This is a genomic window from Anaerostipes butyraticus (assembly GCF_016586355.1).
GTDB classification, from domain to species: Bacteria; Bacillota; Clostridia; order Lachnospirales; family Lachnospiraceae; genus Anaerostipes; species Anaerostipes butyraticus.
In genome coordinates this window covers 41,344-62,249 of record NZ_BLYI01000046.1, presented here as the reverse complement: position 1 = coordinate 62,249, position 20,906 = coordinate 41,344, and the positions used below count along the sequence as shown (strand labels likewise).

21 protein-coding genes and 1 pseudogene are annotated in these 20,906 nt (G+C 40.8%); 3 read left to right on the top strand and 19 right to left on the bottom strand.

Annotated features, from left to right (window positions below):
* Complete coding sequence (locus tag JMF81_RS10970) at window positions 1-858, bottom strand: cell division protein FtsQ (protein WP_201311492.1); 858 nt, start codon at window positions 856-858, stop codon at window positions 1-3.
* Between the two features lie 180 nt (window positions 859-1,038).
* Window positions 1,039-2,874 carry a 1,4-alpha-glucan branching protein GlgB gene (glgB, locus tag JMF81_RS10965; RefSeq protein ID WP_201311491.1) on the bottom strand — a complete coding sequence of 612 codons (1,836 nt, stop codon included), beginning with the start codon at window positions 2,872-2,874 and terminating at the stop codon, window positions 1,039-1,041.
* 145 nt (window positions 2,875-3,019) lie between these two features.
* Here glgB and JMF81_RS10960 point away from each other — a divergent pair, with 145 nt between their 5' ends.
* Window positions 3,020-3,601 carry a TetR/AcrR family transcriptional regulator gene (locus JMF81_RS10960; RefSeq protein ID WP_201311490.1) on the top strand — a complete coding sequence of 194 codons (582 nt, stop codon included), beginning with the start codon at window positions 3,020-3,022 and terminating at the stop codon, window positions 3,599-3,601.
* Here the strand turns inward: JMF81_RS10960 and JMF81_RS10955 are convergent.
* The 15 genes and pseudogenes from JMF81_RS10955 to dcm form a co-directional block, all read right to left on the bottom strand.
* On the bottom strand, window positions 3,581-4,225 hold the full coding sequence (locus JMF81_RS10955; protein ID WP_201311489.1) for a chloramphenicol acetyltransferase: 645 nt from the start codon (window positions 4,223-4,225) through the stop codon (window positions 3,581-3,583). The two genes, JMF81_RS10960 and JMF81_RS10955, sit on opposite strands and share 21 nt — an antisense overlap.
* An 8-nt stretch (window positions 4,226-4,233) precedes the next feature.
* Window positions 4,234-5,112: a pyridoxamine kinase gene (locus tag JMF81_RS10950; protein WP_201311488.1), complete on the bottom strand. Its 879-nt coding sequence runs from the start codon at window positions 5,110-5,112 to the stop codon at window positions 4,234-4,236.
* 16 nt (window positions 5,113-5,128) lie between these two features.
* A complete protein-coding gene (locus tag JMF81_RS10945) occupies window positions 5,129-6,055 on the bottom strand; it encodes a radical SAM protein (protein ID WP_201311487.1) in 927 nt (308 codons plus the stop codon).
* Between the two features lie 102 nt (window positions 6,056-6,157).
* Window positions 6,158-7,324 (bottom strand): FprA family A-type flavoprotein, encoded by a 1,167-nt coding sequence (locus tag JMF81_RS10940; RefSeq protein ID WP_201311486.1) that lies wholly within the window; start codon window positions 7,322-7,324, stop codon window positions 6,158-6,160.
* Between the two features lie 122 nt (window positions 7,325-7,446).
* Window positions 7,447-8,544 carry a DUF362 domain-containing protein gene (locus JMF81_RS10935; protein WP_201311485.1) on the bottom strand — a complete coding sequence of 366 codons (1,098 nt, stop codon included), beginning with the start codon at window positions 8,542-8,544 and terminating at the stop codon, window positions 7,447-7,449.
* A gap of 24 nt (window positions 8,545-8,568) precedes the next feature.
* Window positions 8,569-8,883, bottom strand: coding sequence for a DUF6930 domain-containing protein (locus JMF81_RS16990; protein ID WP_456298322.1), 315 nt, complete (start codon window positions 8,881-8,883; stop codon window positions 8,569-8,571).
* Window positions 8,884-9,108: 225 nt separating this feature from the next.
* A pseudogene (locus tag JMF81_RS16985) lies at window positions 9,109-9,494 on the bottom strand (DUF7309 domain-containing protein); the annotation flags it as partial.
* Between the two features lie 115 nt (window positions 9,495-9,609).
* Complete coding sequence (locus JMF81_RS10925; protein WP_201311484.1) at window positions 9,610-9,885, bottom strand: DUF6429 family protein; 276 nt, start codon at window positions 9,883-9,885, stop codon at window positions 9,610-9,612.
* Between the two features lie 278 nt (window positions 9,886-10,163).
* On the bottom strand, window positions 10,164-10,721 hold the full coding sequence (locus JMF81_RS10920) for a hypothetical protein (RefSeq protein WP_201311483.1): 558 nt from the start codon (window positions 10,719-10,721) through the stop codon (window positions 10,164-10,166).
* 104 nt (window positions 10,722-10,825) lie between these two features.
* On the bottom strand, window positions 10,826-11,332 hold the full coding sequence (locus JMF81_RS10915) for a hypothetical protein (protein WP_201311482.1): 507 nt from the start codon (window positions 11,330-11,332) through the stop codon (window positions 10,826-10,828).
* 132 nt (window positions 11,333-11,464) lie between these two features.
* Window positions 11,465-11,704, bottom strand: coding sequence for a hypothetical protein (locus JMF81_RS10910; protein ID WP_201311481.1), 240 nt, complete (start codon window positions 11,702-11,704; stop codon window positions 11,465-11,467).
* 91 nt (window positions 11,705-11,795) lie between these two features.
* Window positions 11,796-12,590 (bottom strand): hypothetical protein, encoded by a 795-nt coding sequence (locus JMF81_RS10905; protein ID WP_201311480.1) that lies wholly within the window; start codon window positions 12,588-12,590, stop codon window positions 11,796-11,798.
* Between the two features lie 704 nt (window positions 12,591-13,294).
* Window positions 13,295-15,508, bottom strand: a complete 2,214-nt coding sequence (locus JMF81_RS10900) for an ATP-binding protein (RefSeq protein ID WP_201311479.1) — start codon at window positions 15,506-15,508, stop codon at window positions 13,295-13,297.
* Window positions 15,509-15,529: 21 nt separating this feature from the next.
* The gene (locus JMF81_RS10895; RefSeq protein WP_330597401.1) at window positions 15,530-16,411 is read right to left on the bottom strand and encodes an Eco47II family restriction endonuclease; all 882 of its coding nucleotides are present in this window, start codon (window positions 16,409-16,411) and stop codon (window positions 15,530-15,532) included.
* Window positions 16,408-17,640 carry a DNA (cytosine-5-)-methyltransferase gene (gene dcm, locus JMF81_RS10890; RefSeq protein WP_201311478.1) on the bottom strand — a complete coding sequence of 411 codons (1,233 nt, stop codon included), beginning with the start codon at window positions 17,638-17,640 and terminating at the stop codon, window positions 16,408-16,410. Before dcm ends, JMF81_RS10895 begins: the two co-directional genes overlap by 4 nt.
* A 207-nt stretch (window positions 17,641-17,847) precedes the next feature.
* Between dcm and JMF81_RS10885 the strand changes: the two genes are divergently transcribed.
* Window positions 17,848-18,300, top strand: coding sequence for a very short patch repair endonuclease (locus tag JMF81_RS10885; protein ID WP_201311477.1), 453 nt, complete (start codon window positions 17,848-17,850; stop codon window positions 18,298-18,300).
* Window positions 18,301-18,361: 61 nt separating this feature from the next.
* Here the strand turns inward: JMF81_RS10885 and JMF81_RS10880 are convergent, their stop codons facing one another.
* Window positions 18,362-18,664: a hypothetical protein gene (locus tag JMF81_RS10880; protein ID WP_201311476.1), complete on the bottom strand. Its 303-nt coding sequence runs from the start codon at window positions 18,662-18,664 to the stop codon at window positions 18,362-18,364.
* A gap of 117 nt (window positions 18,665-18,781) precedes the next feature.
* Here JMF81_RS10880 and JMF81_RS10875 point away from each other — a divergent pair, with 117 nt between their 5' ends.
* Complete coding sequence (locus JMF81_RS10875; RefSeq protein WP_150311413.1) at window positions 18,782-19,018, top strand: helix-turn-helix domain-containing protein; 237 nt, start codon at window positions 18,782-18,784, stop codon at window positions 19,016-19,018.
* Between the two features lie 146 nt (window positions 19,019-19,164).
* Here JMF81_RS10875 and JMF81_RS10870 read toward each other — a convergent pair whose 3' ends face one another.
* A complete protein-coding gene (locus JMF81_RS10870) occupies window positions 19,165-20,706 on the bottom strand; it encodes a MobA/MobL family protein (protein ID WP_201311475.1) in 1,542 nt (513 codons plus the stop codon).
* Window positions 20,707-20,906 lie beyond the last annotated feature (200 nt).

The following is a 20,906-nucleotide window of genomic DNA, read 5'->3' as shown; positions in this document are numbered from 1 at the left end:
TTACATCTCTCCCTGCACCGCTTCAGTCCTTCTGGAATTTTTCAGGATTCTGGAACAGACCAGAATTACCAGAACAGCTGCAGCAGCAATTCCTACAATAAACGCCGTGGAACTTTCTGCCCAGGAGGCTTCCCAGTCGATCAGAGACATTCCGCTCTCCGCCAGAAGCTCGGCTCCCACTGCTGCCGCGAAACCGATCACTGCTCCTGCGGCAGCTTTTGCTGTCATACCCGCGTCTCCTGCCGGAAGATTCTTCTCATCTCTTGGTTTCAGTCCCAGAAGCGGCTCGATTTTTCCGTATAATCTTGGGACAAGGAATACTGTCGGCAGCATACAGAACAAAATTCCTGAGAAGAGCACATCATTTAAGAAGGCAAATCCTTCGGTAAAGAAAACGCTCTGCGGAAGTCCCGGCACCGCTTCGAAATCAGATACCGCAAGCTGTACTTTCAGGATATCTACAACACATCCCATAAACTGCTGGAGAATCATTCCGAAAATAGATGCAGCCGCAACGGCTTTCCGGTTCTTCGGATTCTTTACCAGTCTTCCTGCCACATAAATTCCGATGGTCAGGGTAATGAATTTTTCCAGTTCTCCCAGACCTCCGAATTGTCCCAGCATAATCTCGCTGAATACGATTTCCCCTGTGGCCGCTCCCAGCGCTGCGGACATCGGATCAAATAAAATAGCCAGTGTCAGTGGAATGAACAAGAAATATTCCACTGAAAATTCCACGATTCCCACCTGGAATGACGGAATTAATTCTGTAAATAACGTTGCTAATCCATAAAGCGACATGCTTAAAACGAAAACCATTAACTTCTGTGACTGTGTAATGTTTGCTTTTTGATTCATCTCTTTCCTCCCTGTCAGTCAGTCTGTCTCTTTTCTACATGACCTATCATATCAGCCTCATGTAAATTATTCTCTCATTCTTTAGTAAAATGAAAGTTAAATATCATTTTAAACAAAAAGGAAATTTTTATTTCATTTTTATCAAAAAACTTTCATATTCGTTTCAGCATGCCGCCTATTCTATTTCTTATTTTTTGTTTTTAGCGTTTTCTTCTTATCCCTGGTCAGCTCCAGCAGCATACCGCTGTATGGAGGCAGCGCCGCAGTGATCTTTGACGTCTCCTTTCCTCTCTCTATCTCCCATATTTCTTTTCCTTTCGGCGTTTCTCCGCTCCAGCAGTCCCAGTCAGTGTGCAGGATGCATTTTCCTTCCCAGCTTCCATCGATCTCCAGTTCATAATCTTCCTGCTCCCGATCTGAAAAATTAAAAACTGCCGCCAGCATCATTTCTCCTGCGCCGCGCCCAATGGCATAGATGCACCGTTCTTCCTGATGGCAGTCCAGCCACCGGAAATAATCCGGATCATAATCCTCATGCAGCGCCGTTTCCTTTTGATAAATCCGGTTCAGTTCTTCCATATAATGATGAAAAGCGTCATGAATCGGATATTTCAGTACACTCCAGTCCTGTTCCTGTTTTTCTGTCCATTCCCGGAGCTGTCCAAACTCATTTCCCATAAAATTCAGCTTTTTCCCCGGATGCATGATCATATACAAATACATGGCTCTGGCCTGAGGGAACTTCCCTTCATAATCGCCGTACATTTTCTGCAGGATCGTTGCTTTTCCGTGAACAACTTCGTCATGGCTGAATTCCAGAAGATACTGTTCATTCCAGAAATACATCATAGAAAAAGTAAGCTTATGATAATCTCTGCTTCTGTACTCAGGAGGCGTCTGAAAATATTCCAGCGTGTCATGCATCCATCCGAGATCCCATTTATAATCAAAGCCCAGTCCTCCCTCGTACACCGGTTTTGTAACCCCCGGATAAGAGGTGGAATCCTCCGCAATCAGCATGACATCCGGGTGTCTCTGTTTTAACCCCAGATTCATATCTTTCAAAAACTCAATGGCAGTGCCGTTTACGCCTCTTCGCTCATCTCCCTGCCAGTAAATCAGCCGGCTGACCGCATCCATCCGAAGCCCGTCGAAATGATATTCTTCCAGCCAGTAATTGGCCGCAGACTGAAGAAAACATTTTACTTCCCTTCTGGAGTGGATAAAATTACAGCTCCCCCACTCACTTTCTCCCGTATCTTTATTATCGTATTCATATAATGGTGTTCCATCGTAAAGCCGCAGTCCATACCCGTCAACCGCAAAATGAACCGGAACAAAATCCATGATCACCCCGATCTCCGCCTGATGAAGCATATCCACAAATTTCATAAGCTGCTGCGGTTTTCCATAACGCTTGGTCGGAGCAAAAAATCCGGTATTCTGATATCCCCAGGATCCGTCAAAAGGATGTTCAGACAGCGGCATTAATTCCACATGGGTGTAGTGATTTTCTTTCAAATACGGAACCAGCATCTTTGCAATCTCGTCATACTCATACCATCCGTTTTCATCGTCCGGATTCTGTCTCCAGGAACCCAGATGCATCTCGTAGATATTGACCGGACTGTGTTTTCCATTGTTTCGGTTTACCATCCACTTTTTATCATGAAACTCGTACTGCTTAAGATCACAAATGATAGAGCAGGCTCCCGGCCGCAGTTCCATTTCAAATCCGTAAGGATCACAGTGCTCCTGCATCCTTCCTCCCGGTCCGTAAATGCAGTATTTATACATATCTCCTTCTTTTGCCGCACTGGATTTCATGGAAAAAAATCCGCTCTGTCCATCTTTCTCCATAAATTCTTCTGTCCAGTCATTAAACTCCCCGATCACTGCTATCTTTTCCGCCCTCGGCGCATAAGTAACAAACTCTATGACGTCCCCTTTTCTGTGCGCCCCCATATACTGATAGGCGTCAAACATTTTTCCATCATAAAAATCCTGTCTGTTCACTAAAAACACCACCTTATCCTACATTTGTTGTTTTTCCTTCATATGTATATTATAATAAAGAAAAAGAAACAGAACAACCACCAAACCATCTCTTTTTGATGGATATCCGACATATCATCACAAACTGTAGGATAGGAGATATTATATGAAAGAAATAAAAACCGACCGCCGGGTCCGTCGTACCCAGCATGCTTTAAAAACCAATCTTTTGCTTCTGATGAAAGAACAGCCTATACAAAAAATATCCGTTTCCCGCCTCTGCGAGAAATCGGATATTAATCGAAGTACTTTTTATACGTATTATTCCAGTCCCATGGATCTGCTTCGTGAGATTGAAAAAGAGATTCTGCTGGCTCTGGATGAAAACGTGGAGCAGTACAATATCAACAACTCCCTGACCGACTTTATGGATTCTCTGATCCATTATATTTCCAGCCACAAAGATCTGATCCGGCTGGTATTCTCTGACCATGGTGACCCTGCATTTCTGAATCAGCTGAACCAGCGTGTTCAGGAAAACAACATCGCCAACTGGGAACAGCAGTATCCGGAATTTAAGAAAGAGGATCTGGAATTCTGCTATATTTTCATCTCCCGGGGCTGCATTGGCATCATACAGCAATGGATCCGTAATGGATTTCAACAGTCAGAAAAAGAAATCTCTCACCTGCTGAAATCCTTATCTTTCTCCGCCGCTTCTGATTTTTTAAAAAGCGGAAAACTCTGAGAGAATTTTCTGTATTTCCTGAAACAGCATACTGGTATGATATCCGTCTGCTGCCGCGTGAGAAATCGTCAATGCTGCTGATAATTCTTTCTTCCCGTCATGGTCCACATACTTTCCAAATGTAATGATCGGGAAAAGATTCGGTTCTCCTCCCGGCACCCAGGTTCCGTATCCTGTAAAATCCATCCACGGCACACAGGAAATGCAGTAAAAATTCGGCGGCTGATCCGGCTTTCCTTTGGGACCTTTGCAGTCTTTATATGTTTCCATATCCCTGACAATGTTTTCATAACACTTCCGGAAATCCTCATCATAAAAAGACCAGATATCGGAAAAGGTATGATCATCCTCATGGAAGATCGTATAACTGGGATGCACTGCGTCCCAGATTCCTGGATTCCCTTCCGCATCTTTCCCCATGCGGAATTCTTTTCTTCCATTTACGGCCCTGGAAACACAGGCAATAAAGGCCGGATAAAACCGAAGCCCCCGTTTTTTGATCTGATCATAAAAATTCGTCACATCCAGCCGGACGGTAACAGAATAACCGCATGGAAGCTTCTGCGTATAATATTTGTAATGTTCTTTTCGTTCCCATTTTTCCTGATCAATCCGTCGAAACATACATCCTCCTATTCCAGCATCTCATATCCGCCTATGACTACAGGCATATTCAGAACTTCCAGTACTTTTTCCAGCAGCACTCCCTCTCGTTTCGGATAATCAAATCCATAGCTTGCCTTAATTGCCTGGGTAATAAACTGCACCCCTTTATCCAGGGCGATTGGAAGGCTGTCGCCATTTAAAAGACTCCCGATCATAACGGATGTATAGGCATCTCCGGTTCCCGGATAAGAAGCTGGTATATATCTGCACTGAATCTTCCAGTAAGTATTGCTTCTCCTGTCAAAAGCTACTACATTGGTGTCTTTTCCTTCTCCCTGATCCGGCACACTGGTTGCCACTACGATTTCCGGTCCCATATCAGAAAGTGTCTTCAGCCATTTTTTGATCTTATGATCTGTGATTTTTTCCTCATAAGGTTCTCCTAACAGCAGACTGACTTCCGTAAAGTTCGGCGTAATAATATCCGCTTTCTCCACCAGACGGCTCATCTTGCTGACATGGTCCTGGGTCATGGTTGAATACAGTGTTCCATTGTCCCCCAGCACCGGATCCACAACCACCATATTGTCTTCTGTTCCAAAATCATCGATAAAATCAGAAATGATCTGAATCTGACGCTCTGATCCAAGAAATCCAGAGTAAATACAGTCAAAATCCAGATTAAGCTTCTTCCATCCATCAATGTAATCCTGCATATAATCGGTAAAGTCCACATAACTGAACGTTTCAAATCCACCCGTATGATTTGACAAAATCGCTGTCGGCAATGGACAGACCTGCACTCCCATCGATGATAAAATCGGTATGATCGTTGTCAAAGACGCCCTTCCAAATCCTGAAAGATCATGGATGGCTGCTACCCTCTGTACACTGCGCTTTCTCATATTCGTCTCCCCCTCTCTATCTCAGCCGGAATGTTAAGATTCCCTTATAATCAATGACAGCGATCTCTTCATCCTGCTTCATTTTCTCGATCATTTCTTCTTTATTTGCTGTCCCACGGCTGTCCAGAAATCCATTCAGTTCAAACTGATTCATAGGATGACGTCCGATAATGGATTTGACTGCCTCATAATCATCCTCAATCTCACTGAAAAAACTGCCGGAGCTGAGCATCTCGATGGAAATTCCGCCTAATTCTTTTACCGCATATTCCATTCTCTCATCAGATACCACATTGACGCCTTCTTCAGCCGGAGGACGTACCGGTGTATTCAGATACAGACGGTCGTACTTTAATTCTTTTAATAATTTTTTGAACTGCGCAATGGATTCCTCATCGTCATTGATTCCATCAACCAGCATGATTTCCAGCCATAATTCTCCCTGATACATGCTGCAGAACTTTTTCAGTCCCAGAAATTCTTCTTCAAATCGAATTGTTCCGTAAGGACGGTCAATTTTCTTTGCAATATCCTGATTATATGCATCCAGAGACGGCAGCACCATATCTGCATGGCACAGTTCTTCTCTTACCTGCGGATCAGAAAGCAGAGCCCCGTTGGTAATCACTGCCACCGGCTTATCTGTCATTTCTTTTAATCCACAGATCAATTCTCCCAAGTTGCTGCAAAGAGTCGGCTCCCCTTCTCCTACTACAGTTACAATGTCAAATTTATCAGAATCTTTCAGGTATTCCTTAAATTCTTTTAGAATATCTTCCGTCTTATAAAATTCCTGCCGTTTGTTGGTCATCCGGTCTGTCCTTCCAAGCTGACAGTAAATGCAGGAATAATTGCATGTCTTCTTTGGCAGAGGACTAATTCCCAGAGAACGTCCCAGTCTTCTGGAAGGAATCGGCCCGAATATATATCGAAATTTTTTCATTTTTCTCTTCCTTTCAAGTTTTCTTTTTATTATAGCAGAAAAAGGAAAACGCAGCAGAAAATTTTCCTGCTGCGCTGTTTCTTCTATATTTATGTATGCTGATTATGCAAGAAGATTGTCTGCCAGTTCTTCCATTGTCTTCACATTCTCCTCTTTCATTGTAGACTTGATCGTAACAACCGGATCAACTAATTCTACATTCTTGAAGTTCTCTACGATTGCCTTCATATTCTTTGCGGCTGTTGGAGCCCAGGAACCATTTTCCATAAACGCAATCTTTCTCTTCTGATAATTCTTTGCTTTCAAATGATGCAGGAAATCTTCCATGCAAGGGAATAATCCGCCATCATATGTAGCACATGCAAGAACAAGAGTGTCATAACGGAAAGCATCTTCCACTGCTTCTGCCATATCATCTCTGGAAAGATCTGTCACAACAACTTTCTTTGCACCTTTTGCTTCCAGAATCTCTGCAAATTTCTTCGCTGCTTTTCCTGTATTTCCATGAATGGAGGCGTATGCGATTACAATACCTTCATCTTCCGGCTCATATTTGCTCCATGTATCATATAATCCGATATAGTATCCGAGATTTTCTTTCAGGATTGGTCCGTGAAGCGGGCAGATCATCTGAATGTCAAGTCCGGCTGCTTTCTTAAGAAGCGCCTGTACCTGCATTCCATATTTTCCAACGATATTGAAGTAATAACGTCTTGCTTCGCATGCCCAGTCTTCATCTACATCCAAAGCGCCGAATTTACCAAATCCGTCTGCTGAGAATAAGATTTTCTCAGACTGCTCATATGCTACCATAACTTCCGGCCAGTGTACCATCGGAGCCATAAAGAACTGAAGCGTATGTTTTCCAAGAGATACCGTATCTCCTTCTTTCACTGTCACACTGCGGTCTGCCAGATTGTCAATGCTGAAGAACTGAGGGATCATATTGAATGTCTTCGCATTTCCGATCAGTTTTGCTTCCGGATATTTTTCTGCAAGAACCTGAAGACTTGCCGCGTGGTCCGGCTCCAGATGGGAAACAACGATATAATCCACGTTTCTTCCATCTAATTCTCTTTCCAGGTTAGCCAGCCATTCATCGGTTCTTCTCTGATCGATCGTATCCATAACTGCAACCTTCTCATCTAAAATAACATAAGAGTTGTATGATACGCCATTTGGAATCACATACTGGCTCTCAAACAGATCCAGGTCTTTGTCATCCGCACCGATATATTTAATCGCATCTGTAATTACAATATCTTTCATTTGTTACCTCCAAACTCTATGATCTTTGTATCTTCTTTTCGACATTACTATATCATATTTAAAATTAGATTACCAGTTCTTCGGTTTTATAACAATTACTATTTTTAGTACAATCTTAAACCTTATTCCCACTCTTCTTCCAAAAATCTTACAACATCCACTGCTTTTGGCAGACAGCCGGCGGCATATTTCCGAAAGCATGACGTACAGTTTCCAATTCCGTATGTTCCTTGTTTCTTTCGATATCCCTGGCCAATGGCCAGACTTTTTTTCTTTTTATGATTCAGCCTTCCCTGCTCATCCAGGCGGTTTAAGGCATAGATCAAAGAACCGTAACAGGCAGAACAGGCGTCTTTTGCTTTCACATAAGCAGCCAGTTTTGCCGCCTGCCCTTTCGGCGCCGCCTGTTTCACAGTCTCCGCCTCCCGGTTCAGGGCATGAATCCGGGCCTTCTCTGTGTCTGCGCTTCCCACTCCCAGTTCCTCCGCCAGACGGATGTATTCAATATCGTAAGGTTCATAGCCCATGATTTCTGCTGCAAAGCTGTCGCAAAGCACCGGATCCCTAAATGCCAGAATCCGGTTCATAGCCACCGGGCTGCCGCCTTCCTCGAAATCCAGATCCCCGCAGATATTATCCGCCAGGATCAGATCCTGATGGATGATTGTATTCAGACACGCAATCGGTCTATGAAGCCCCATCGTATGAAACCGTCTTTTTTCACTGTTTGGAATCAGTCCTTTGCAGTTTTTTAAAGCGCAGGTAATCTTTGTCTGGCAGTGTCCTTTCACCACCGGAAGATTGATCATATATTCTATTTCCAATGCCTTCTGGCATACTTTGATTTCCATGCCGCCTCCGGAACAGACCACAGACTGGTCTTTTTGAAGATCCATAAATTCGATCTGATGTTTTTCACAGACTTCCAGCGTTCCGTTTGCTCTTACTGCTCTGGATGTTTTCTCTCCGACCCAGGAACTTTCCAGTACACAGACATTCTGAAACCCTTTTCGTTTCAAATACGTAAGAAGTCCGTCCAGAATCTCCGGATGCGTCGTTGCCCCATGAGACGCCGGCGTTGCATTGATCAGATTCGGCTTAATCCCGATTCGTTTGCTCCTGACTACAATATCCGATGCCAGATCAATATGTTCCAGCAGTTTCATTGTCATCTCTTTGTAGTCGGTCCCCTGGATCATATAAATATCATTTTGTTTCATAAAACCTCCTGACTAAGCTGTCCGTTACATCCTTTCATGCATTCCCCATTTGAAATCCTCAACCCCTCTTAAAGTCTTCCGAAAACGCAGTTTGATTCCCGCCGCATCGCACAAATTTTTGATCGCTGCTTCCACAATTCTATTGGAAATCCTGATTTCTTTCGGTTTTCCATACTGTAAAATAAATCCTGCAATCATCTCGGCCAGATAAAGTTCTGCACTTTCTCCTGGTTCTGTCATCTCAAAGTTTATAACCATTCCTGATGCAGCATCCATGATCAGGCATATAAATGGATCTGCCGGTCTGTCATATTTGGAATCCGCGATGGATGTCCTCATAGGAAAGATGTCCGCTTCCAGACGGGCTCTGCACACTGGCATACGTTTCAGCTCTTCGATGAAACTTTCATCTTCGGGCATAAGTATTCCCGGGCAATATTCAAAAAACGGAAGCGGTTCTTCTTCGAATCTTACTGTGTTATTCTTTTGATCTTTTATCATACAAAGTATATTCCCATTTTTGAAATCAATGTTTACATCATTTTCCTCATAATACTCCAGTATCTTTTCCAGCCCCTGCAGATATTCTGTCATTCTGAGGACTTCGTCCTGATCCAGGTTAAACGGAGCATATCCCGGCTCAAATGACATAAAATACAGCCACTGATTTTTCCCTCTGTATTTATATCCCAGATTTTTTACAATCTGCCACTGCTTTTTGCTCAATTCCTGCCGGCACCCCAGTAACAGGTCAGATTTCTTTGATTTGCCATGGCGAAATCCCACGGGATATTTAAATCTTCCTGCATAACAAGCATTAAAAAGTCATTCAGCCCCGAATATCCTTCGTAAACTGCGATTCCATAACAGTCTCCATGATGCCCAAGAATACTGAAATAGATGGTGTCTTCTTTTGCCCCATATCTGAATCCCAGCAGATCCATATCCATAAATGTTTCCCACGGTTTCTTTTCTTTGATTCTTGTGGCTGTTTCATATAAAACTCTCCACTGATTCAGCGTCGCCTCTTTTCTCATTCTTTCTCCTTTGCAGTTTTATTTTAAATTACCAATCTTTGATTCCATATTTTTCCATCAGTTTATTCGCTTCTTCTATTCCCTCTTCTGTTATGTATACAGATTTTCTCCTGGAAGGACGCCTTCCCTGATCAATATAGTCTTTATCATCTAATTGATTTAAGACTTCAAAATCATATCCCTTCCATGCATGATATATCGGTTTTCCCTTAAAATCCGGCAAATCCCGGTCCTGAAACCTGGATAGATACAACAATATCATCGTAAGTTCCTCCATTGCCTGTTTCGCTTCTGTATTACTCATCCCTTCTCTCCTTTCTAAGCTGTAACTGCGTTCGCATTGATTTCTTCTGACCACTCATTATCTTTTAGTTAAATCATATCATATTACATAATAGAAAAAAACCTTCCGGTTTCCCGGAAGGCTCTCTCTATCCTCTATTGAAATTATTCCGCCGTGGACATGACCTGACTTATGTTCTCGTCACCCTGGCGCCTGAAACATGAAAAGAGCAGAGCTGTTCGATGACAACTCCGCCCTTCTCACTTTGGGTATATCATTTATTTTACGGATTGCGTATTTTACTGATTGCGCACGTCAATGCTGAATGTAATATTTCCGGTGTATGTTCCGGCAGCAATTTCATCATAGTTATCTGCTTTGATAGCTCTGCTTACAGAAGCAGTTCCGTCTGTCACTCTCTCATTTCCATAAAAGCTGATCAGCAGATCTCCAATATCGTACGCGTCCGTTGGTCTGGTGCTGTATCTGCTCGGGTATACTTTGTAAGTTGCTTCCTGATTGTCTTCGCTTCCCAGAGCAAATTTTCCTGTGGTATCTCCATATCCTGCGTCCGCGATACTTACGCTTACTTTCTTTCCATCCGGAATTGCATTTAAGCTGTCTTCATCCATGGTAAATGCAATTGTTGTGGCATCTGCAGAATTGATGGTCGCTGATGCCGGAATCCCAACCGTAAAAGTAGGCGCAGGATTTTCTTTTACAAGTGAAATATTGGTCTTTGCGCTCTGTGTATCCCCTTCAGACACAGATACATCTGCTGCTGAAACCGGAACGATGCTTCCGATCATCATCGCGCACGCCAGGCCAAGCGCTGCGAACTTTTTAAACTTTCTCATTGTCGAAACCTCCTTTGTAAGTCTCTTCTCTTTTTTGTTTCTTTTATATCATCCCGACCCGGGAAAATACCTGTATGATTTCCACTGCAGCAATCAATTTCATCCTAAGAAGCAATCAAATTTGTTGCAACGATCGCATTGTTTAACGTCTCCTGATTCTCCATGGTATAGGTGTCCACGCGAATATTCAGTTTATACGTTCCATTTGGCACTTCCTGGTTTAGTTTCACCTGCTCCAGAGCCCTGCCCGGTCCGATCAGGTCTGACTGATAAATTTCCTCTCCGGTGTCACTCAGAATAAAAGTATATGTAAAATAACAGTCATTTTCCTTTGGATTGACAAGTGTCATATCAATCGTGTCCGTTCCGCCTTTCATATAGACATCACTGTAATATGGAATCTGGATTCCCGCGTCTTTATCTGCGCTTTTCATATCCTGATTCCACTCGACCGTATTTTTCTGTACCTTCAGTCCGTTGGACGCTGCATTTCTGTTATTCCCCAGCAAAAATCCTGCTGCTATGGCAGCTACCAGAACTGCAGCAGCAATCCCTCCGATGATCCATTTTCTTTTGCTTTTCCGGCTCCCCGTTTTCTCCTGTCGTGCCATCTGTTCCCCCGTTTCCTGTTTCTTCCATATTTTCTAAATATATTACTATTTAAACATTTCAATGTAAAATCCACCAGAGAGATCATGTTAAATTAAGGTTATGACTTGTATTTTTTATTCGTTCCGCAGCTTTCATAAGGAACGGTTCTTCACAGTCATCAGCCGCCTGAATCCGGTCCAGCGGATCATAAGGAAGAACAACACTGTCCGGTAATAACAATTGATCTGCATGGTCCAGAATAAATTTCTGGTCATCGGTAAAATATGTTTCATATTCCGGATATTTAAATGACAAACGTTTAAAATCGGTCGTTCTTCTTTCATCTCTTCCCGAACATACGGGTGCAGTCTTGTAAAAAGCTGATGTTCCATGGAACAATCCGCATACAGGCAGTCTTCATCATCACGATCTATTCTCTTCCAGTATACTCCCGGAAATGGTGCAAAAACATCTGATCTAGCTTCACAGTAAATATTTTTGAATCAGTTTCTCAGCTATTTCCATATCCAGAACAAGTTTTCCTGTTTCAAAAGTCAGGATTAATTGTTCGCCAGGATAAATATCATTTCTCTCATATGCCTGTATTTTCTGAATTGTACTTTCCGCGTAAGATGGATCATCCATCATTCCGTGGTGTTCCCAATAGATTTCACATTTGATTTTCCTTGACAAAAAGGTAAAGTCCGGATAGATCATGCCGTATCCTTTTAGATATAACGGATGTTCATACTTATAAGGAATTTTGTGCCGATAAAAGCAATCCGCCAGGATTTTTTCGGACTTTGATCGTACCCGCTCTCCTTGTTCTGTCAGAATCATAGGACTGTCCTTTTGGAATCCTTTTCCTTCATAATTTTTTGCCATCCATGTTTCCAATTGCTGCTCCCACAACGGCTCAGCAGGCTGGATCAGTTTTTGTCTTTCCTTATGCTCCTGCCAGAAAATTTTCTCAATTTCTTCCTCATCATAATCCCTGGTAATTCTTCGGATCTGATGTAATCGCCTCTCTGCTTGTTTCAATATCTTTTTATCACAGGATTTCTGGGCAAGTCTGCGCACCAACTCAGTATTATTTTTTGATATGTATTTATCGATCCTTTTTTCTCCTGGCAGACTGCAGTAATATTGTACAGATTGTTTTGTGTGGGTTAATCGGAGTGTCCCCTGCGGAGCATCTTTTAATTGTTCTTTAGTCTTCCTGAGAATTTTTTCTAACCTGATTTGTTCCTGGAATAGCATTTTTCTAAGATTCGCCATATAATCTTCCTTTCTGTGCACATGCTGACAATTTGCCATCATGAATTTGAATGATTCGATTGAATTTGATTGAAGACCTGGCTTCCCTGACTTGACTTTATAAATTTCCCCAATTTACATGACTACATTCGATATATTCTTAGTAGCCGGTCGAAATTTCCCCAATAACTCCTCTGGCAACCTTAATTTCTCTGCTTCTTAGATTCTTGATGGAGGTTTTCTCTGAAGTTTCTCCTCTCTTATTGATTGTTTTTGATTTCCAGATGTCCTCTTAACTTTAACTTCTCCTCCCTCCTTGATTGTTTTCAAATTTTCAGATGTTGCCTCCTTGGTACCATCTCCTCCCTTTCGACTGTTTTCTTCTCACCAGATGTTCTTTTCCCCTATGGGTTTATCCCTATATTAATTTTTTAGATTCCCAGATGCTTCCCCCAAAGTTTTCTTTCTCAAATCTTTCAAAATGAAATAATATGTAATATTTTACCATTTTAGATAAATTTTAGATATAGTAAACTAAAAAAATCCCGGAAGCTTCTGCTTCCGGGATAGAAATTCTCTGTAAATAAACCGAATTAACGTTTGGGTAACCGAAAATGGCGGAAACACGGGGATTCTGCTGGAATTTGTTGCAAATACGTTACAAACTGTAGAAGACTGAATACGATTGAGGACACCTCTCTTTATATTATCCTCTATCGTTTTTCCTACATACCCTGCACCTTTTGATATAGATTTAACAACTCGCTAATATCCATATCTAGTATCGGTTCATACATAAATGAATTTAAATGAATATTTTCCGGCGTCATAATATTAACTTCTTCCAGCACTTTGATTTCATATTGATGGCCAAACTGTTTATATACATTAAATAATTCTCTCGTTTGATTAACTCCCGAATCTAAATATAGTAAAAAATCAGTTACATGTCCCGTTCTTATATTCTTCTTTACACGCCAAGTTAATTGACCTGTATATTTTTTTATTTCTGTTAGCATGTATCTTTCAGCCAAATGGCGAATAGCAATAGCTAAAATAATTTTATGCTCTAGCTGAACATCCATATTTGTAACTCTATTTGCAATATTAAATATCTCATCTATAACAAGATTACTCTCTACAACGTCAGATTTAAAGTTTTTTATACCTAAATACTTTTTATATATTTTTTTCAAATCACTGAATCTAATTAATTTGGTTTTGTCTTTTTCATGCAACAAATGTGTAAGCAAAACATAGTCACTGCTTATCCCTGTTATCCCTCCAACATTTTTGTCGACTCCGAATTCTATCATATTACGGACAAATGGAATCATAGCCACAACATTAACCAAATTTAAATTGTCCTTCCATGCCACAAATGGTTGATTCTGATATTTTTCTTGTTTCAAAACAATAGTATTTCCTACTATTTCTGCGGTCAACCGATCTTCTCGTCCTATAGCCAAACGCATAGACACCGTACGATAAAAATCAAAATTATGTGATAAAATGAGCAAACGGAAATTAGGATTCGTTGACATTTCATACAAATACTCAACTATAGCGTACTTATTTTTATAATCAAATGAATCTGCAATATCATCAACAACAAACAGTACATCCTTCCCGCTATTTTTTACTTTTTCAATATCAAATATAATATTTAAAAGATATAATGCTCTTTTTTCCCCTTGACTTAAGACATCAAGATTTTCAAGATCCGTTCTTGCCAATTTAATAATTTGTCCATCACGTTTAAATGAAAATTCCACTCTGGGAATACTTTCTCCTATTATTGCGCCCTTCATATTAGAAATTTCCATTTTGTACGGTACTGTAAAGCGTTCTTCAAAAATATCTAGAGCCTTTTTCCAAGGAGTGGCATCTAAATCTATATCCCCTATTTCATCCTCTAGTTTTTTATATTCATCTACGAGTTCTTCAAATTTATCTTTTTCGCACTCTAAATATGTCAGCCATAATTCTTTTCTCAAATCATCGAGTTTTTCAATTTTCAAATATGGAATAACATCTGGATTATTTTCTAGCAATTCTTTCAATACTATTCCTTTTGAATCACTAAGCATTTTTTCAATTTCTTGAAATACAGGTACTGCTTTTATCTTTTCTTCTATTTCGGATATTTTTTCCTTTAATTCCGATGGCTCTTTAATCTCATATTTGCCCTCAAGATATAATTGATTATCCTTTACAAAGAAACTATCACTCTCTAACGTTTTTGAAAGATTTTTCAACTTTGGCAAAGTAAAGTTTCCTTTTTCCAAAAAACCAAATTTTTCATAAATCTTGTCGCTTGCTAAACAAAAATCCTCTATTTTTTCCTGGAATTCTGCAGATGTAATTTTCTTTAATACTGTTGAGTCGAATATATTGCTATATTTTATTCCTGAAAAGACCACTTTTGCCCGCATTTGATCCAGAAATTTTATATTTAGCAAAAAACTATCTTCTTCAAATTGAAAATCTTTTACAATCTGAGGCTCTAATTCATAGACTTTTTTCCCCAATGACGTTTTGGTAATTTTTAATCCCGAATATTTTTCTAACAGTTTCAAGAATTTTTCCTTCAATTTTAAGACTGTCGATATTCTTGCCTTAATATCATCATTGACCAAAAGCGATGTCACACTATTCGATTCGTATGCGCTTTCAAAAGACTTTATAACAAACACATTTTCAGGCAAAATAGAATTACCATCAACCTTAACATCAGCCACTCCGGGCATGCCAAAAATTTCATCTTTTATTTCGGCCACTTTCCCCTCTTGAATTTTTCTAAAGGTCTTTGAGAAAGATGTCTTCATTAGCCCATTTCGAGCATATATACTAATAGCATTAGTATTAGAAAAATCGAATTCATGATGAAGTTTTTGAATCCCATAACAATTTGTTAAATCACATACCACTTTATTCATAATCATTCCCCCATGGTTTTCTCATCCTAACCTTTTCGCATATTCATAAATCCGCTTAAGCATCCCTTCATTCTTCCCACCAAGTCGTTGTATTATTTTATTTCCAAAACCGCTATAGGTGTTAAAACCAAGCATATAAACTGCCATTGCCATGGACAATTCTTCTGTCTGATCCGTATATAAGGATGCCACATTACGGAGTTCGTCAATCACCGTGTCATTTGGAACTTCAACACTGTCTTCTTCATTCACAACAGAATTGATTACTCCTGGAAGTGCCATACACATTTTATAAAATGCCTCATCATCTCCCGTTAATATAGCATAAAACTGATCCATGCTAACACGGCGTATCAGTCTGTGTTGCACATTTTTCCCATCTACTTTTGTTGCCCATTTTATATTCTGTGACTTCTTGGCGATTGCTTCTACTAAAAAGCAAGCACAATCATCATCTTCTAGAATCTGTCCTTGCATCTTTATATAAGTTTTTGCAGAAGATGCGGAATTCATTGTATTATGCTTATTTTTCATTTCCACATAAATCGTATGTACAATGTCTCCGTCAGGCATTTGTATCCCTTCCGGATTTCTATATATCACATCCCACCCAGCTTGTGGAACTTCACAGCCCTTAAAGTAGGAAAAAATATTCTGGTGGAAGTAACCAATATCATTATTGCTGGATTTATCTCTCTGTCGGAATATTTCATTATTGACAATCTCCTCCCAACTTGTCCGATACACTGATTTATCAAAAATCAGCTTAATTGGATCAATCAGATTGCTATTGAATCTTTTTAAATCATACGATTCCAGTTTCTCGCCATACTTCATAATAGTTGCACGAACATGGCATTTAAATTGTTCTTCCGTTATAAAATCAAGATTCCATCCCATCATTTAATCGCCTCCAAAGATCTATGTATTTCTATTGCAATATCATAGGCTAAATTAACCGGTACTGCATTTCCAACTTGTTTATACTGTGAATGAACATTTCCACAAAACTGCCAATCATCTGGAAACGTCTGACATCTGGCATTTTCGCGAACAGTAAATGGCCTAGCTTCCAACGGGTGACACCTTTCTGTTTGCTTTTGAGAAGGAGAAGTAAGAACAGTTAAAGACGGCTCGTCGAGGCTCATTCTTCGCAATATCCCAGTTCGTCCTCCCTCCATATCCCAACAACTTTTCATGTATTCCTTTGCAATTTTAGGATCAATATCTCTCCAATAGCCTCCAGGTGGAACAAGTTCAAATATTTTCCTCTTGCTTTCTCCATAAGGAACCCCTGGTCCTTCGGGGCAATCCAGCAAAACATCTCGTAATACCGGTTTATAATCATGTTCTTTAGGAAACGCAAACGTAACGCAGTCCAACAGATCCTTCCTGATTCCTATTGTAATAAGTCTTTCTCTTTTTTGAGGAACTCCATAATCCCATGCATTTAACACCTTTTTCTGAATGGAGTATCCTGCTTGTTCAAAAATATTCGTAATCGTTGTATATGTTCTTCCTTTATCGTGAGTCAACAACCCTCGTACGTTTTCAAACAAAAACATTTTAGGCTGTAGTTTCTGTAAAAAGGTAGCATAATGATAGAATAGTGTTCCTCTTGCATCCTCAAGGCCAAGCCTCTTTCCAGCATAGGAAAATGCCTGGCACGGTGCTCCACCAGATAAAAGATCCAACTCGCCTTTCTTCAATCCAAAATATTCCTCCAAATCCAAGCAAGAAATATTTGCAATATCATCATTAATAACACGCCAATTAGGCCGGTTAATTTTCAAAGAGTCTGCTGCATCTTTATCAAACTCTACAAGCCCCAATGTTTCAAAGCCTGCTTTTTCGATTCCCAATGCAAGTCCACCAGCTCCAGCAAAAAGTTCTATTGTTGTATATTTGCTTTTAGCACTTTCATTATCAGTATTACGCTTGATTTCTATAACATCCTCTATATTACAGTTCAAGGTAAAGCATATTTTTTCTATCGTTTCAAATGAAACCGGCTCATTTTTCCCTAGTCTTGCTAAAACATTAAAGCTGATTCCAGACGCCTCCTTCAACTCTGTCTTATTCATTTTTTTATCTATTAGCAGCTTCCATAATCTATCATAACAAATAGACATTCCTCTTCCTCCTAAACACCATCACTTATGGAAATAATATTATCATAGAACAACTATCCATTCAATCCTTTTCTCACCATATCGTTAGATAATCTCCTTCTTGGGTTCTTAGAAATATTTTTATTCTTGTAGAATAATAAGCACTTTGATATGATAATACTACTATATTTTGTATAATCTAACTTTCTATGAAAGGAATTGGTTCATATGTTGCGAGATGCCAAAACTATTTCGAAAAACATGAGTAAAATTCATAGCAAGGATACTTCTATTGAGATTCAGCTTCGCAAAGCATTATGGCATAAGGGATACCGATACCGTAAAAATTACAAATCGCTCCCGGGATCTCCAGATATCGTACTTACCAAATATAAAATCGCTATTTTTTGCGACAGTGAATTTTTTCACGGGAAGGACTGGGAATACCTGAAACTACGGCTTGAAAAGGGAAATAATCCTGATTACTGGATTAAGAAGATAGAACGGAACCGTGCAAGAGATTCGGAAAATGATAAAAAACTTCTCTTCCTTGGATATACTGTTATTCATTTTTGGGGGAGCGATATTAAAAAGCACACCGATGAATGCCTCCAAGTTATAGAAGAAACTATTTGGGACAATACTTTGGCAGAAATCAACGATGAAGATTCAGATATGTAATTCTTCCTAATATGGGAGCATGTACAGGCATCTGTTGCATGCTCCCATTTATCATTCCATCTTAATCGTTGTTTTCTTTCTCTTGATTCATATTCCCGATCATATCCATCATCAGCAGTATGCCCGCCTGCAGCCCTATTTCCGTATACACACTGGCCGTCTCGCTGCTGAGTTCATTACACAGATCCAGCAGTTCTGAAGTCGGGTTTTCATCATACTTTCCCACAGTCTTTTCAAATCTCATATAAATCTCATCCAGCCGTTCCTCATAACTCCTGTCATCTTCATCCGGTCCCAGGCCAAACAGAAGATAATCCGCAACTCCCCTGATTGTTGCTCTCTCAAATATTTTATCTACATTCATGTTATTCCATCCTTTCTCTATTGCGAAACATTTCTTTATTACGAAACATTATAATCTCAATACTGCATACAATCAAGATATATTTCTTTATTACGAATTTTCAGGAGTTGTACAGATATGCAGAAACTCAGACCGGATATGGATATCGGACATAACATCCAACGATTAAGAAAAGCTTCAAACATGACGCAGGATCAGGTGATCGCCCGCCTTCAGCTCATGGGAATTGAAATATCCAAAAGCACCTATGCAAAAATTGAAACCAACCGGATGAACATTAAAGTCAGTGAGCTTGTTGCTCTCAGCAAAATTTTCAGCGCTGATATATCTGAATTTTTTAGCGGACTGGTGTAGACCATCTGGCAGTCCATCTGCCATTTATCGATCTGTGGACAGGTTCACTCCCGTTCACAGGCGATCAGTCCAAATTCATATCAGTTTAGAAAAAAGCAACCGTAGCTCTCCGGCATAAAACGGTTGCTTTTCCTGTGAACATTTTTTTACAGACAATCTCTGTCATATCCCCGTTTCTTTGTTCGCTGCCTCTTTTCCATCTCCCTTTTCCTTTTATCCAGCTGCTCCAGTACACTTTGCCGCTCTGCCCTCTGTTCCGGCTTATTACTTCGGATCACCAGATACTGTTTTTCCGGAACACTTTTCTGATCCCATTCTTTCTGCCTGTTACGGATTTTATCCAGTTCCTTCGTTGCAGATGTATATGCTTTTTTCACTGCCAACGCATTTTCATATCCATGCAGTCCAGGTATTCCGGCGAGTGTAGCCTTCGCTTTTTTCAGTTCCTGCTGTTTTCCGGCAATCTTCTGATCCAGCTCCTTCTTTTCTTTTCCGTGAAACCATTTCCCGTCAATATTCTGCCGTTCTTTCTCCAGCCGGATCAGAACTTTCTCGACAGCATAGATCCTCTGCTCTGCTTTCTTCATCTTCTGCAGAATGTTATCCAGCCTCATTACTTCTGCTTCCTGCGCTGCTGAAGATGGTCTTTTCCCTTTTGCGATCTCCGGCAGCGGCGCCGGCGTCACATCAAATTTCAGGTCACGGTGAAATATTGGCTGTCCATTCTTGTCATATTCTGCATTCCGGAGTTCTTTGATATACTGGATAAAGCCCCGTAGCTTTCCAATCGCCTTTTGCAGGATCGTCCGAAAAATCTCCGGTTTCCACCCTGACCTTCGGATGGATTCTGCCGCCGGATCTGTGAGCTCTTTTTTCTTTGCAAAGCGCAGTTCCTCTTCGGTCACTCCTTCCACTACTGCCCGGTCTACCATGTTGTTCCACTCCTGCCGGAGATAATTATCGATCCGTATCTCCTCTGCTTTCGGATTGTTCTTCCCGATTTTTCTGGTTGGCAGATACGGACTGTTCTTATCAAACACCTTCAGTTTCTCCGCCGGATCCTGCACCAGTCCATTGATCAGATCCGTATAGAAATATTTCATATCCTCTGTAAATTTTTTCGACTTGAATTCCGGATTCTTCGGCTGGAAGAAATGCTTTTCGTAAACCTCTCCTTTTTTGATGATCCTGCAGCCGGAACGGATTTCTCCATTTTCATCCAGGATTTCTTTCTTCGTCCGGACATGTTTCCCCGTTTCATCGTAAAACATATTTCTTAAAGCGATCTTCTCCACCGGCTCATCATAAGCTTTTCTCTCTGAAAAAATAAGATGGATATGAAGATTGGTTTTCCGTTTATTGTGGTGAAGGGCGCTTGCCACAGCCACGCCGTACCGTTCCACAAATTTCGCAGTAAAATATTTCAGCAGCGTGTCATGATCATAATGGATCAGGCCAGGCGGCAGCATGATGATCATTTCCCTGGCCTCAATACATTTTCCTTCCGTTCCGCTTCTGGCAAAATCCGCCTGATTCTCCTTTGACAGATACTGCCAGAATTTCGGATCCGCACTGGTATAGGCAGCATACAGATTTTCCTGCCGCTTTGGATCCGAGATATAACGTACCCTGCCCCGGACGTGAGGCAGCTTGACCGTCTGGATAAAACAATTCTTTCCATTTGCCATACATCTCCTTTCCGGCGGTGGTACGTCAGAAATGAACCGGTCTTTCGGTTCTGATCCGCCCTGCGGGGCGTCCCGGCCCGACGCAGTCGCGAAATACACAGAGTGCAGATCTTCAGATCTGCGCGATGGGTGTATTTCGCTCTCAAGCGCCGAGGGCTTGGTTTCCGGCGTATCCGCCTGTTATTTTATGCCCGTATCCG